This is a genomic window from Bradyrhizobium sp. 138 (assembly GCF_023074075.1).
GTDB lineage: Bacteria > Pseudomonadota > Alphaproteobacteria > Rhizobiales > Xanthobacteraceae > Bradyrhizobium.
This window is the reverse complement of sequence record NZ_JADPKT010000022.1, coordinates 37,232-51,634: the sequence shown is the minus strand read 5'-3', so window position 1 is coordinate 51,634 and position 14,403 is coordinate 37,232. Positions and strand designations below refer to the sequence as shown.

The following is a 14,403-nucleotide window of genomic DNA, read 5'->3' as shown; positions in this document are numbered from 1 at the left end:
CGTTTTCAGGAGGGTGTCGATGAGTGAACGGCAGAACCCATACGATATCGGCCTCGACAAGACCCCCGCCAACTACGTGCCGCTGAGCCCGCTGAGCTTTCTCGCGCGCAGCGCCGCCGTGTATCCCGACCACGTCAGCACAGTCTACGAGGGGCGCAGCTTCACGTGGGCTGAGACCCATGAGCGCTGCAGGCGGTTTGCCTCCTGGCTCGCGCACAAGGGCATCGGCGTCGGCGACACCGTCGCAGCGATGCTGCCGAACATCCCGGCGATGAACGAGGCGCATTTCGCCGTGCCCATGACCGGCGCCGTGCTCAACGCGTTGAACATCCGGCTCGATGCGCCCTCGATCGCTTTCCAGCTCGACCATGGCGGCGCCAAGATCGTCCTGGTCGACCCCGAATTTTCAGGCGTGATCAGCGACGCGCTGGCGCAGATGACCGGCCCCAAGCCGCTGGTGGTCGACGTCGATGATGCCGCCTTCAAGGGCGGCGAGCGCATCGGCGAGATCGAGTATGAGGCAGCAATTGCGCAAGGCGATCCAAGCTTCGCGGCGATCACGCCGAGCGATGAATGGGACGCGATCGCGCTGAGCTACACCTCGGGCACGACGGGAAATCCCAAGGGCGTCGTCACCCATCATCGCGGCGCCTATCTGAACGCCGTCAGCAATATCCTCGCCGGCAATCTCGGCCAGCATCCGGTCTATCTCTGGACGCTACCGATGTTCCACTGCAACGGCTGGTGCTTCCCCTGGACCATCGCGGCCGCTGCCGGCATCAATGTCTGCCTGCGCAAGGTCGAGCCGACGAAGATCTTCGAGCTGATCAAGAGCCACGGCGTCACCCACATGTGCGGCGCGCCGATCGTCTACAACACGCTGATCAACGCACCCGATGCGCCCAAAGGCAATGCCGCCCGCCGCGTCGTCGGCCTGATCGCCGGCGCTGCGCCCCCGGTGGCGGTCCTGGAAGGCGCCGAAAGCATCGGCATCAAGCTGACACATGTCTACGGCCTGACCGAGGTCTACGGCCCCGCTTCCGTCTGTGCCGAGCAGCCCGGCTGGGACGAGCTGCCCGCTCCCGAACGCGCGCGCATGAAGCGCCGGCAGGGCGTGCCCTACCCGCTCGAGGAAAGCGTCACCGTCATCAATCCGCAGACGATGCAGGAGGTGCCGCGCGACGGCGAGACCATCGGCGAGGTCATGTTCCGCGGCAACATCGTGATGAAGGGCTATCTCAAGAACGAGAAGGCGACCAAGGAAGCGTTCGAAGGCGGCTGGTTTCACACCGGCGATCTCGGCGTGCTCGACGTGTACGGCTACGTCATCATCAAGGACCGATCCAAGGACATCATCATCTCCGGCGGCGAGAACATCTCCTCCGTCGAGGTCGAGGACATCCTCTACAAGCACCCGGCCGTGCTGTTTGCCGCCGTGGTCGCAAGGCCCGATCCGAAGTGGGGCGAAGTACCTTGCGCCTTCGTCGAGCTGAAGGACGGCGCAAGCGCCAGCGAAGCCGACATCATCGCGTTCTGCCGCAGTCATATGAGCGGCTTTAAGACGCCAAAGGCGGTCGTGTTCGGACCGATCCCGAAGACGTCCACGGGCAAGATCCAGAAATTCCTGCTGCGCAACAAGGTCGGATCGGCCAAGGCGATCTCGACCTGAGCTGACCGCAGAAGACCGTTCCGCCCGCACACCAGAAGGCGGCGAGCGGGACGCCTCGTCCTTACATCTTCTTGTAGGCGTCGACCACCGCCTGACCATCGGCGCCGGCCTTCTTCAGCCAGTCGGTCGTGAGCTGTTCGCCGATCTTCTGGAAACCGGCCTTGAGCGCCGGGCTCGGCGGCTCGACATTCATGCCCTTGGCCTTGAGCTGATCGATGTACCAGGTGCTCTTGTCCTGCCAGGCCTTCCAGCCGCGGGTTTCCGCCGTCGCCGCTGCCTTGAGGATGGCCTCCTGGGTCGGCTTGTCGAGCGCCTCGAACGCGGCCTTGTTGACGAAGGTGTAGTCCTTGGGGATCCAGGCCTGCACGTCATAGAAGTACTTCAGCGACTCCCAGGCCTTGGCGTCGTAGCCCGTGCCGCCCGACGACATGAAGGAATTCACAACGCCGGTCGCAAGTGCCTGCGGCAGCTCCGCGGCCTGGATCGTGACCGACTGCGCGCCGACCAACTCGCCGATACGCGCGGTTCCGACGTTATAGGCGCGCCACTTCAGGCCCTTCATGTCTTCGATCGAGGCGAGCGGCTTGTTGACGTAGACGCCCTGCGGGGCCCACGGCACGACGAACAGCAGCTTGAGCCCCTGCGCGTCGAGCTTCTTGGCGATCGCGGGCTTGGAGGCCTGATACAGCTTCATCGCGTCCGGGAAGCTGGTCGCGAGGAACGGCACGACGTCGATGCCGAACAGCGGATCCTCGTTCTCGTGGATCGAGAGCAGCACCTCGCCCATCTGCGCCTGCCCGGTCACCACCGCGCGCTTGATGTCCGGCGCCTTGAACAGCGAGGCGCCCGGATGAACCGTGATCTGGAGCTTGCCGGACGTGGCGGCTTCGACGTCCTTGGCGAACGCGACCAGGTTTTCGGAATGCGGATTATCCGCTGGATACGCTGCCGGCAGATTCCATTTGGTCTGGGCCAAAGCGGGTGTCGCAGCCGCCACCATGCCGGCGATCAAGGATGCGCGGAATAAACGAGACATCATCGGACTTCTCCTCACTGTCAATTTCAAATTCATTACGCTCAGTCTGGGAAAGCGAGCTTGGGCAGGAACATCACGATCTGCGGATACTCGGTGATGATGAACACGGAGGCGAGCAGCAGGATGAAGAACGGAAACGCTGCCCGCGCGACGGTGAAGGTGTCGCGGCCGCTCATGTTCTGCAGCACGAAGAGATTGAAGCCGACCGGCGGCGTAATCTGGGCCATCTCGACGTGAATGATGAGGTAGACGCCGAACCAGACCAGGTCGAGACCGGCCTGCTTGACCATCGGCAGCACGATGACGGCGGTCAGAACGATCATCGAGATGCCGTCGATCAGGCAGCCGAGAATGATGTACATGATGCTCAGATACAGCGCGAGCATGCCCGGTGTGAGCTGCTGCCCCTGGACCCAGGTGGCGAGCGCGGCCGGAATGCCCGTATAGGCCATCGCAGCCGTGGTGTAGGCCGCGCCTGCCAGGATCAGCATGATCATGCAGGTCAGGCGCGTCGCACTCATGATGCTCTCGAGGAAGTTCTTGCGCGTCAACGTGCCGCTCCACCACGCCAGCAGCAGCGCGCCAGTCACGCCCCACGCCGCGCATTCCGTGGCGGTCGCGAATCCGAGCACGAGCGAAAGGAAAACCGCAAGGATCAGCAGCAGACAGGGCGCAAGCTTCGCCGACTCGCGCAGCTTCTGCCGGAACGGCATCGGCGGATCGCGCGGCGGAACCTTCTTGGGGTTGAGCAGCGACCAGATGATGATGTAGCCCGAATAGAGCACCATCACGAGCACGCCTGGCAGGAATCCGCCGAGGAACACCTGCAGCACAGACACGTTCGCTGTGACCGCGTAGACCACCATCGGGATCGAGGGCGGAATCAGGAGACCGAGCGTGCCCGCGCCTGCGAGCGATCCGAGGCTCAGGCCCTTGTCGTAGCCGCGCTTGTCGAGTTCAGGCAGCGCGATCTTGCCGATCGTCGCGCAGGTCGCAGCCGACGAGCCCGAGACCGCCGCGAAGATGCCGCAGCCGATCACGTTGACATGCGTGAGGCGCCCGGGCAGCCACTGAACCCACGGCGACAACCCCCGGAACATCTCTTCCGACAATTTGGTGCGGAAGAGGATCTCGCCCATCCAGATGAACAGCGGCAGCGCGGCCAATGTCCATGACGAGCTGGCGCTCCAGGTGGTGGTGGCGAGCACCGCGCCGAGCGGCAGGCTCGTGGTCAGCGCCATCGCCACGAAGCCGACGAGCCCGAGCGAGACCGCGATCCAGACGCCGCTTCCCAGCAGCAGGATCATGACGCCGAGCAGGACGAATGACAGCTCGATCATGCCGAGATTGGCCATGGTCAACCTCCGCCGCCCTGCGAGATGCGCTCGATGAACTCGTCCGGCGTCTCATCCGGCGAGCCCTTCTCGTAGCTCGGCCGGTTGCCACTGATGACGCTGATCATCTCATCCACGAGCGCGATCGACAGGATCGCAAGACCGCCGGCGAATCCGAGCTGCGGAATCCAGAGCGGAAGCGCGACGACGCCCTGCGCCACGTCGTTGAAGCGCCAGGAGTCGTAGGTCATCTGCACGGCATAGCGGGTGAAATAGAGGATGAAGGCGGTGGCGATCCCGAGCGCCACGATCTCAGCGATCTGCTTGGTCCGCCCGTGCAGCTGTTCCAGCAGCAGGCCGACACGGATCATTTCCCCGCGCTTGAAGGTATGCGCGAGGCCGAGGAAAGCCATCGCGGCCATGCACCAGGACGCGAAATCATCGCCGGCGGGAATGTTGATCGCAAATTGGCGCCCGACCGACATGGCCATCATGATTGCAAAGATCGCAACCAGGAAGACGCCGGCGGCGTAGCCTGCTCCGAGATAGAGGAGATCCAGAGCGCGGCGCACCAATCCCCCAGTCGTTGCCTCATCCCCTGTCACGCAATCCCCATCCTCACGCAAGGCGATTCAGACGATCCGGCGATCACAGATCGCTAGCCGCCCGTCCTGCCTCAATATCGCCCTTGCCCAACGCCTGTCTTTCAGACGTTAGATCAACATGATGCAGCCGATGCAAGCAAGGAGTATGCCTGCTTGCGGCGGAAATTCTACCGCAGGTTCAGCGCGTCTCCAGCCGCAGCCCGTCAAAGGCGGGCACGATGCCGGGGGGCAGCGATTGCCGGATCACCTCGTAATCCACGTCAGCCGTCATGTTGGTGATGACCGCGCGCTTCGGCCTGAACCGTTCGATCCAGGACAGCGCGTCGTTGATGCTGAAATGGCTGACATGGCTGTTGTAGCGCAAGCCGTCGACGATCCAGAGGTCCAGATTTTCCAGTGCACCCCAGCTCTCGCGCGGGATGTCGTTGAGGTCGGGTGTGTAGGCTGCATCCCCGATGCGATAGCCGAGCGCGGGAATGTGGCCGTGCTGAACCAGGAAGGCCGTCATTGTCACCGCGCCGCCCTTTCCCAGAATGGTCTGACTCTCGCCTGCTTCGATCGAATGCCGGGTCAGGATCGGCGGATAGTCGCTTCCTTCCGGCGAGATGAAGCAATAGGAGAACCGCGCCATAATGTCCTTGGCGGTCGATAGGTTGAAGTAGGTCGGAATACGACGACGCATGTGCATCACGACCGAACGCAGATCGTCCATACCGTGGGTCTGGTCGGCGTGCTCATGCGTCAAGAACACCGCGTCGATGTGATCGACATTGGTCGAGAGCAATTGCTCGCGCAGATCCGGCGAGGTGTCGATCAGTATGCGCGTGGTGCCGTGCTCGGAAATCCGTTCGACCAGCAGCGAGCAGCGCCGACGACGGTTCTTGGGATTGTTGGGATCGCAGGCGCCCCAGCCGAGCGCCGGGCGCGGCACGCCGGCGGAGGAGCCGCAGCCCAGGATCGTCAGCGTCAGCGTCATGCGGCTTCCAGTTTCAAGCTTTCACCTTCGAGAACAGGCGGAAGAAGTTTTCGCTGGTCTGGCGCGAGATCTCCTCGAACGACACACCGCGCGTCTCGGCCAGCACTTTGGCGACCTCGACCACATAAGCCGGTTCATTCCGTTTGCCCCGGAACTTGCCCGGCGCAAGATAGGGCGCGTCGGTTTCGACCAGGATACGATCGGACGGCAGTTCGGCCGCGAGCGCGCGCAAGGTCTCCGATTTCTTGAAGGTCAGGATTCCCGTGAAACCGATATAGAGCCCGAGCGACACCGCCTTCAGCGCCAGCTCACGGCCGCCCGTGTAACAATGCAGCACGGCGCGAAACGGTCCCTTTGCTGCCTCGTCTTCCAGGATGCGTGCGCAGTCCTCGTCGGCTTCGCGGGTGTGGATCACCAGCGGCAGGCCGGTGGTGCGGGCGGCGGCGATGTGGGCGCGAAAGCCCCTCGCCTGCGCCTCCGGCGAGCCGTTGTCGTAGAAATAGTCGAGCCCGGCCTCGCCAAGCGCCACGACCTTGGGGTGCTCCGTCAACGCAATCAGCTCGTCGGGCGCGATTCCGTCTTCCTCATCCGCGTGGTGCGGATGGGTGCCGACCGAGCAATAGACGTCGTCATAGCGGTCGGCGATCGCGAGCAGGCCCTTCAGCCGCCGCACCCGCGTCGAGATCGTGACCATGCGGCCGATGCCGGCCGCACGTGCCCGCGACACGATCCCGTCGAGATCTACCGCAAAGTCCGGAAAATCCAGATGGCAGTGGCTGTCGACCAGCATCGCGCAAACGTCCTAGGCTGCCGGCTCGATGTAGCGCGGGAAGGCCGGCGTCGGCGCCGGCAAGGTCGAGCCCGGTGCGATCCGCCTGGCGCCGCCGAGCATGGCGAAGTTACGCTCGGCCTCCGGGATGCCGAGGCTGTCGAGCAGCAGGCTAGATGCGGTCGGCATCGCTGGCTGGGCCAGGATCGCGATCTGGCGCACGACTTCGGCGGTGACGTAAAGCACCGTCTTCTGCCTGGCCGGATCGGTCTTGGCGAGCGCCCACGGCGCCTCGCCCGCGAAATAGCGGTTGGCCTCCGCGACCACGGCCCAGACGGCGTTGAGCCAGTGATGGATCTGCTGCGTCGCCATGGCCTCGCGTGACGCCGCGATCATGCCGTCGGCCATCGCCAGGATCGCCTTGTCGTTGTCGCCGAACTCGCCGGGCTCGGGCAATACGCCGCCGAGCTGCTTGGCGATCATCGACAGTGAGCGCTGCGCCAGATTGCCGAGATCGTTGGCGAGGTCGGCGTTGATGCGCGCGACGATGGCCTCATGATTGTAGTTGCCGTCCTGGCCGAACGGCACCTCGCGCAGGAAGAAATAACGCATCTGGTCGACGCCATATTGGTCGGCGAGATTGAAGGGATCGACGACGTTGCCGACCGACTTCGACATCTTCTCGCCCCTGTTGAACAGGAAGCCATGGGCATAGACCCGCTTCGGCAGCGGAATGCCGGCCGACATCAGGAACGCCGGCCAATACACCGCATGGAAACGGATGATGTCCTTGCCGATGATGTGGACGTCGGCCGGCCAATAGCGCCAGTTTCCGTCGCCTTCGTCGGGAAAGCCGACGCCGGTGATGTAGTTGGTCAGCGCGTCGACCCAGACATACATCACGTGCTCTTCGTCGCCGGGCACCTTCACACCCCAGTCAAACGTCGTGCGCGAGATCGAGAGATCGCGCAGGCCTCCTCTGACGAAGCTCACCACCTCGTTCTTGCGAGAGTCGGGCCCGATGAAATCGGGATGATCCGCGTAGAGCTTGAGCAGCTTGTCCTCGTAGGCCGACAGGCGGAAGAAATAGCTCTTCTCCTCGACCCAATCGACCGGCGTGCCCTGCGGTCCGAGCCGCACGCCGTCGTCGTTCAGGCGCGTCTCGTCCTCGGCGTAATACGCTTCGTCGCGCACCGAGTACCAGCCGGCATAGGTGTCGGCATAGATGTCACCGTTCGCCTCCATGCGTCGCCAGATCTCCTGGCTGGAGCGATGGTGCTGCTCCTCGGTGGTGCGGATGAAGCGGTCGAACGACACGTTCAGACGCTCGTCCATCTCCTTGAAGCGGCCGGCATTGCGGGCGGCGAGCGCGGAGACGGCCATGTTCTCACCGGCCGCCGTCTGAACCATTTTCTGGCCGTGCTCGTCGGTGCCGGTCAGGAAGAACACGTCCTTGCCGTCGAGCCGTGCAAAACGCGCGAGCGTGTCGGTGGCGATCGCCTCATAGGCGTGGCCGATATGCGGGCTGCCGTTGGGATAGGCGATGGCGGTCGTGATGTAGAAGACGTTGTCGCGCGCGGGGACGGCTACGGGCGTTGCGGCTTGCGGCGCTGCGGCTGCGACGGGTTTCGGCGCAGGCGGTGCCTTGGGTTTCGACACCCTGGGCTTCACAGCCTTCGGCGGCGTGGCGATAGGCGCCTGTGTGACCGGAGACGCAGTCACCTTGATCTTCTTGGCCGGAGCCGCCTTCTTCGCCGGAGCCTTCGCTGGCTTTCTGGCCGCTTTCTTCGCCGCCTTCTTGGTGACGGCCTGCTTCTTCGCAGCCTTCTTAGAGGCCTTCTTTGCCGTCTTCGCAGCGCTCTTCTTCACGCCAGACTTCTTGGTCTTCGCGACCTTCTTGGCAGCTTTGCGCGCGCGCGCCTTCACAGCCTTCTTCGTGGCTTTCTTGACGGGCTTCTTCGCAGCCTTCTTGCCGCTCTTGCGCTTGACGGTTTTCTTAGCTCGCGTTGCCACGACGAATTCCTTTACCGACTTCTCGAAATTTGGAAACGAACTGCGCTCTAGCGCGTTGCGTCCGCCAGCCAGCCGAACACCGAGAAAACCAAGGGCTTGCGCTCCAGATTATAGGTTTCGGTGTCGCGCGCGGCGCGGACGATCTTTTCCCATACCTCGCTTAAGCGCGCAAGGCGCGCCAGGTTCTGGTTGGCGTTAGCCTCGTCCGCATGCAGGCGTTCCGCAATCCAGCGATCGATGCCGTCGATGAAGGCGGCAAGTGCGACGCGATCGCTGGTGCCAAGCGAATCGCCGAGCGTGTGCAATTCGCGCGGATCGACCTGCGGCAGGCGCGCGAGCATCGCCGCCGTGCGTTGCTGAAGTTTCAGGGCATCACCGCCGAGCAGCGTCAGGGCTCGTGCAACGCTGCCCTCGGAGGCCTCCGCTGCCTCGCGCAGCGCAGGATCGCTCGGATCGAGCTCGGCGGCCGAAGCCGCCGCGCCAATCACGTCATCCTTGGCGAGCGGACGCAGGCGCAGCTTGCGGCAGCGCGACTGGATGGTGGCGAGCACGCGTGCGGGAGCGTGGCTCACCAGAAGGAACAGCGACCGCTGCGGCGGCTCCTCGAGAATCTTCAAAAGCGCGTTGGCCGCGTTCGCATTGAGCTCGTCGACAGTGTCGACGATGCAGACGCGCCAGCCCTCGGCGGCGGCCGTCGAGCCGAAGAAGCCGATCGTCTCCCGCGTCTCGTCTACGGTGATCACGGTGCGCATCACACCGCGATCGTTCGCGGTGCGCTCAAGCGTCAAGAGGCCGCCGTGCGAGCCGGCTGCCACCTGCCGCGCCACGGCGTCATCGGGATCGATCGCAAGGTCTGCGGCGTTCTGCACGGCCTCCGCCAGCGGCTGGCCATGGGCGAGCACGAAGCGCGCCATGCGATAAGCCAAGGTTGCCTTGCCGATCCCTTGCGGCCCACCGATCAGCCAGGCATGCGGGATGCGCCCGCTGCGATAGGCCGCGAGCAGCGCCGCCTCGGCCTCGCGATGGCCGAACAGACGGCTCGTCTCGCGCGGATGCGGAATGGCGCTTTCGCGCTCGGTCTGACGCGGGCTCATGCGGAAATCACCGAGGCCGGCATGGGAAGCAGACGATCGCGCAGCGCTTCCCAGACTCGGGCCGCAACCGTATCCGGGTCGGAATTGGCGTCGATCAGCACACAGCGCGCGGGCTCGTCCGCGGCGATCTTGCGATAGGCCTCGCGCAGGCCCTGGTGGAAACTGAGCTGCTCGCTCTCGAACCGGTCGGCCGTGCCGCCGCCGCGGCGCGCGGCGGCGCGCCGGAGGCCGATCTCGACCGGAAGGTCGAGGATGATGGTGAGGTCGGGCTTGAGGTCGCCGATGGTGACCCGCTGCATCGCGTTGATGAGGCCTTCAGGCACACGGCCGAGGCTGCCCTGATAGGCCCGCGTGGAATCGGCGAAACGGTCGCATAAAACCCAAGTGCCCTGGTTGAGCGCAGGCAGGATCACGGTGCGGACATGATCGTCGCGGGCGGCGGCAAACAGCAGCGTCTCCGCCTCGGGGCCGAGCAGCTTGCCCATGCCCGACAGCACCAGATGACGCATGATCTCGGCGCCCGGCGAGCCGCCCGGCTCACGCGTGACCCGGATGCGCAGCTTTGCCGCCTTGAGGCGGTCGGCAAGCTTCTTGATCTGGGTCGATTTGCCGGTGCCCTCGCCGCCTTCAAAGGTGATGAAGCGTCCGCGCCCGGACGGCTGCTGTACCGCGCTCTCACTCATGGTCAGAGCTTCTCGGCGCCTGCGCGGAACATGCCGATCACGAGCTCGCTGGCGCCGTCGAGCGCGCGTCGCACGGTCGAGCCGGTGCCGATCGCTTCGGCCGCATAGACCGGTGTTTCCACCGCGATATTGCCGCTGCGCCAGACCCTGACCACACCGACCCGCTGGCCCGCTTCGACCGGCGCCCGCACCGGGCCGCTATAGACGATGCGCGCAATCAGCTTATCGCTGCCATTCTTGTGCACCATCACCTTCACCGGAGTCTTGGCAACGAGCTTGACCGAGCGGCTCTCGCCGCCGAACACCTTGGCGTAGCCGACGGGCTGCTCGGCCGCGATCAGCGTGCGGGTCTCGAAATTGCGAAAACCCCATTCCAGCATCTTCTTGGCTTCGGTGGCGCGATCATCGGGATCGTCGAGCCCGTTGACGACGACGATGAGCCGCGTGCCGTTCTGCACCGCAGAGCCGACCATGCCGTAGCCGCCTTCCTTGGTGTAGCCGGTCTTGAGGCCGTCGGCGCCTTCCATCGAGTTGAGCAGCGGGTTGCGGTTGGGCTGGCGGATCTTGTTCCAGGTGAACTCCTTCTCGCCGAACAGTTTGTAGAACTCGGGGAAGTCCAGGATGATGTGCCGGGCGAGCATGCCGAGCTCGCGCACCGTCATCTTGTTGGCGGGGTCGGGCAATCCGTTGGAGTTGCCGAAGGTCGACTTGGTCATGCCGAGCTCGCGGGCGCGCTTGGTCATGAAGTCGGCCGCGAAGATCCGCTCGTTGCCGGCCATGGCCTCCGCCAGCGCGATACAGGCGTCGTTGCCGCTCTGGATGATCGCGCCGCGCAGGAGGTCGTCGACCGAGACCTTGCTGTTGATGGCGGCAAACATGGTCGAGCCGCCCGAGGGCGCGCCGCCGCGGCGCCAGGCGTTCTCGCTGATCCGGTACTCGTCGGTCAGCTTGATGTCGCCCTTCTTGATGGCATTGAAGACCACCTCCGCGGTCATCAGCTTCATCATGCTGGACGGCGCGCGCAGCTCGTCGGCGTTCTTCTCGAACAGCACGCTGCCTGAGGACGCCTCGATCAGAATCGCGGTCGGGGCATCGCCGTCGAAGCCGGCATCGTCCGTCTTCTTGGCGCCCTGGACGCTCTGGTTGGCGGCCAGAACCGCCCCACCCCAGCTTAGGCCGGCAACCAGAACCGTCGCAATCAACCCGCGCATCAGCACTCCGGCGGTGAAGCGGGTGCGACGAAGCGAAGAAGGACGTAATGCCATGGCCAAGCCCTGAGAGCGGCGTTCTAACAGCTGGAACCGGTGCGAACAACACGAGGTTGGACGCCTGCCGCGAGATTGCACGATTCTCGCCGCGCCCCTATCGTGGCGCCTCATGTTTCTCGACCAAACCCCTGAAACAAGGCGGAAAAGCGATGTCTTCCACCCGCGTGATCAGAGCCAACGGCATCGATCTCTTCATCCGCGAAGCCGGCCAGGGTCCGCTGGTGGTGCTATGCCATGGCTGGCCAGAACTGTCCTATTCCTGGCGCCACCAGATCCCGGTGCTTGCCGAGGCCGGGTTTCACGTCGTCGCCCCCGACATGCGCGGCTACGGCCAGAGCACCGCGCCGGCTGACGCCGCCGCCTACTCGATCTTCGACACGGTCGGCGACGTGGTCGGCCTCGTCCAGGCGCTCGGCGAGTCCAAGGCGATGGTGGTCGGCCACGATTGGGGCGCGCCGGTCGCCTGGCATGCGGCGCTGTTCCGGCCCGACATCTTCACGGCGGTCGCGGGCCTGAGCGTGCCGCCGCCGTTTCGCGGCCGCGGCAAGCCGCTCGACCTGTTGCGCCAAGGCGGCGTCACCAATTTCTACTGGCAGTATTTCCAGGCGCCCGGCGTCGCCGAGGCCGAGCTGGAGCGCGACGTCGCCCGCACCATGCGCATCGTGCTCGGGGGACGGGGCCTCGCCGATCCGACCGCCGCCATGTTCGTGCAGGAGGGCAAGGGCTTTCTCAGCCACGCGACCACCGAGGAGCCGCTGCCCGGCTGGCTCAGCGAGGCCGACCTCGCCTACTTCACCGAGAGCTTCCGTAAGTCTGGCTTTCGCGGCGGGCTGAACTGGTACCGCAACATCGACCGCAATTGGGAGCTGACGGCGCCCTGGCAGGACGCGCAGATCCGTCAGCCCTCGCTGTTCATCGCCGGCTCCAGGGACGCCGTCATCACCGGCCTGATCGGCGCCAAGCGCGTCAACGAGCTCGAGCGCGTGCTGCCCAATCTGAAGCGAAAGCTGATCATCGAGGGCGCCGGCCATTGGGTGCAGCAGGAACGCCCCGACGAGGTGAATGCTGCGCTGGTGAAGTTCCTGAGGGAGAGCGCGGCCTAGTAGAGGCCGCGGCCGCTCAGGATGCTGCGAGCCTCGGCGGCGCCGTCGGCCGATGAGGGCGCGTTCTCGGCGGCATAGCGGCCATCCTCGTCGTAAGACACCGCGCGGGCGTTGTGGACCACCCGGCCTCGGCTGCGGCTCGAGGCCGACATTTCCGAGGTCGCATTGAGCGAGGCCATGTCGGCCGAGGTGCTGCCGAGATTATAGGGCCGCCCCTCCGGCATCGGCACGTCGCCGCGAATGGCACCGCGGCTCGATCCCGGCAGCTCCGGCACGAAGGGCTTTACCGAGGCGACCCGGACCATCGAGGGCGACGGTGCCGGAACGCCGGTGCGCAGGGTTGCCAGAAGCTGGCGGTCGTCGGAGCCTTCGAGCGGGGCCCGGCCGACATATTCGACGCGAACCTTGGCGACGCCATTTCCTTTGAATTCAAGGAGTTCGGCGGCCTTGTTCGAGACATCGATGAGGCGGTTGCCATGATAGGGCCCGCGATCATTGACGCGGACGATCAGCGACTTGCCGTTCGAGACATTGGTCACCCGCGCATAGGACGGCATCGGCAGGGTCGGATGCGCCGCGGTCAGCGAGGTCATGTCGAACACTTCGCCATTGGCGGTCAGACGGCCGTGGAAATCATCGCCGTACCAGGACGCCATGCCCTCGGCGCGGTAGTTGACGTCCTCCTCCGGCACATAGGTCCGGCCGGCCACGACATAGGGCTTGCCGACGCGGTAGGCGCCGCCGCCCTTCGGGACCGGGTCCCCGAAAGCCACAACCCGGGGGCTCGAGGACACGCCATATTTCGGATCGACGCGGCTGGCGAATTTGTTCGAGGAAGCGCAATTGGCAAGCGCAACGCAGGTTGCGATCGCCGCAACACCACGCGCGGCCCGCAAAACCGAATCTGACCGTCGGATCCCCATGCGCCCCAAATACCATTCCGCCGGAGGTGTGCCCAACCCGCTTTTTCTCGACGGGGCAGCCTGTCCGGTCCTTTGATCCGAAACGGCCCACCACCGCATCGGAAGCGGTAACGATAACGCAACCCGAACACGGCGGAAATGGGGAGCCCGCAGCGATCACGCCGGGATGGTAAACGGGACGTTCGCATTTTTCCGTTGTTCTACGGAGCGATGGTACCTGCGCTGTGCCATGGCTGGACATTCTGTTGCGCCAAATCCTCACTCCACGCCCATTGTCGCGCCGCTCTCTGGAATTCTTTTGACTGTGCAAGGCCGCACGCGTTTTCTCGGATGCAAGGGCGGGATTTGGAATTTAACGATGATCGAGACGGTTTCGGCACTGATGGGTCTGGTAAGCGCGGGGATCTTCCTGGCCCATGCGTTTGAAGGCTACCGCACGAGGGCCTAAAGGCACCCGGGCGAACGGCAAGCATCACCTCTTTCAAGGCGGCATGTTCGGACAATTTTAATCGATCCGACCGAGCATCGAAGACGAGAGCGGCAGGTGTCCTATGCGCAACCATGACCTGGTATCTGACGGCTTCCTGGCATTGACCGCCGGCGGCTTGGTCCTGCTCTGCTCGAGCCTCGTGGCACTGGCCTTCGCCTGAGCGCCACTCTCTCCTCCCAATTTTTTAACCGCAGCACCACCACGACTCCTGCTCCCGTCCAGTTGATTGAACTTCCGCCCTCGGCGCCTCGACTCAAATTTCAAGAGGCCATCACCAACGAGGGTGACGCACATGCTTGCCGAGAAATTCTTTCTTGTCCTGGAATCATTGATCCGCGGCGACCGCACCTATCCTGACGGAAGCCCCCGCATCATCAGCACCTCCCCGCACGTACCGGTGAAGCTGACCGGTCAGAAATAGCAGGACGATCGCCGGGGCA

At 64.5% G+C, this 14,403-nt stretch carries 13 protein-coding genes; 3 read left to right on the top strand and 10 right to left on the bottom strand.

What is annotated here, in order from left to right:
- Positions 1-19: 19 nt before the first annotated feature.
- The gene (locus IVA79_RS11920) at positions 20-1,669 is read left to right on the top strand and encodes an acyl-CoA synthetase (RefSeq protein ID WP_247553096.1); all 1,650 of its coding nucleotides are present in this window, start codon (positions 20-22) and stop codon (positions 1,667-1,669) included.
- Positions 1,670-1,730: 61 nt separating this feature from the next.
- Here IVA79_RS11920 and IVA79_RS11915 read toward each other — a convergent pair whose 3' ends face one another.
- The 9 genes from IVA79_RS11915 to IVA79_RS11875 form a co-directional block, all read right to left on the bottom strand.
- Positions 1,731-2,708: a TRAP transporter substrate-binding protein gene (locus IVA79_RS11915; RefSeq protein WP_247553094.1), complete on the bottom strand. Its 978-nt coding sequence runs from the start codon at positions 2,706-2,708 to the stop codon at positions 1,731-1,733.
- 38 nt (positions 2,709-2,746) lie between these two features.
- Positions 2,747-4,060 (bottom strand): TRAP transporter large permease subunit, encoded by a 1,314-nt coding sequence (locus tag IVA79_RS11910; protein ID WP_247553092.1) that lies wholly within the window; start codon positions 4,058-4,060, stop codon positions 2,747-2,749.
- A 2-nt stretch (positions 4,061-4,062) separates the two neighbouring features.
- Positions 4,063-4,611, bottom strand: a complete 549-nt coding sequence (locus IVA79_RS11905; RefSeq protein ID WP_247553090.1) for a TRAP transporter small permease — start codon at positions 4,609-4,611, stop codon at positions 4,063-4,065.
- Positions 4,612-4,822: 211 nt separating this feature from the next.
- Positions 4,823-5,620, bottom strand: coding sequence for an MBL fold metallo-hydrolase (locus tag IVA79_RS11900; RefSeq protein ID WP_247553087.1), 798 nt, complete (start codon positions 5,618-5,620; stop codon positions 4,823-4,825).
- A 13-nt stretch (positions 5,621-5,633) separates the two neighbouring features.
- Complete coding sequence (locus tag IVA79_RS11895) at positions 5,634-6,410, bottom strand: TatD family hydrolase (RefSeq protein WP_247553086.1); 777 nt, start codon at positions 6,408-6,410, stop codon at positions 5,634-5,636.
- Between the two features lie 12 nt (positions 6,411-6,422).
- Positions 6,423-8,402 carry a methionine--tRNA ligase gene (metG, locus tag IVA79_RS11890; protein ID WP_247553085.1) on the bottom strand — a complete coding sequence of 660 codons (1,980 nt, stop codon included), beginning with the start codon at positions 8,400-8,402 and terminating at the stop codon, positions 6,423-6,425.
- 47 nt (positions 8,403-8,449) lie between these two features.
- The gene (locus IVA79_RS11885; RefSeq protein ID WP_247553084.1) at positions 8,450-9,496 is read right to left on the bottom strand and encodes a DNA polymerase III subunit delta'; all 1,047 of its coding nucleotides are present in this window, start codon (positions 9,494-9,496) and stop codon (positions 8,450-8,452) included.
- Entirely contained in the window at positions 9,493-10,179 is a 687-nt protein-coding gene (gene tmk / locus IVA79_RS11880) for a dTMP kinase (RefSeq protein WP_247553083.1), read from the bottom strand. Before tmk ends, IVA79_RS11885 begins: the two co-directional genes overlap by 4 nt.
- 2 nt (positions 10,180-10,181) lie before the next feature.
- Positions 10,182-11,390 carry a D-alanyl-D-alanine carboxypeptidase family protein gene (locus IVA79_RS11875; RefSeq protein ID WP_247553082.1) on the bottom strand — a complete coding sequence of 403 codons (1,209 nt, stop codon included), beginning with the start codon at positions 11,388-11,390 and terminating at the stop codon, positions 10,182-10,184.
- 206 nt (positions 11,391-11,596) lie between these two features.
- Between IVA79_RS11875 and IVA79_RS11870 the strand changes: the two genes are divergently transcribed.
- Entirely contained in the window at positions 11,597-12,550 is a 954-nt protein-coding gene (locus tag IVA79_RS11870; protein WP_247553081.1) for an alpha/beta hydrolase, read from the top strand.
- On the opposite strand, the gene IVA79_RS11865 is transcribed toward IVA79_RS11870, so the two are convergent.
- Positions 12,547-13,473: a septal ring lytic transglycosylase RlpA family protein gene (locus tag IVA79_RS11865; RefSeq protein WP_247553080.1), complete on the bottom strand. Its 927-nt coding sequence runs from the start codon at positions 13,471-13,473 to the stop codon at positions 12,547-12,549. The two genes, IVA79_RS11870 and IVA79_RS11865, sit on opposite strands and share 4 nt — an antisense overlap.
- Positions 13,474-14,255: 782 nt before the next feature.
- On the opposite strand from IVA79_RS11865, the gene IVA79_RS36785 reads away from it, so the two are divergent.
- Positions 14,256-14,384: a hypothetical protein gene (locus IVA79_RS36785; protein WP_256465590.1), complete on the top strand. Its 129-nt coding sequence runs from the start codon at positions 14,256-14,258 to the stop codon at positions 14,382-14,384.
- Positions 14,385-14,403 lie beyond the last annotated feature (19 nt).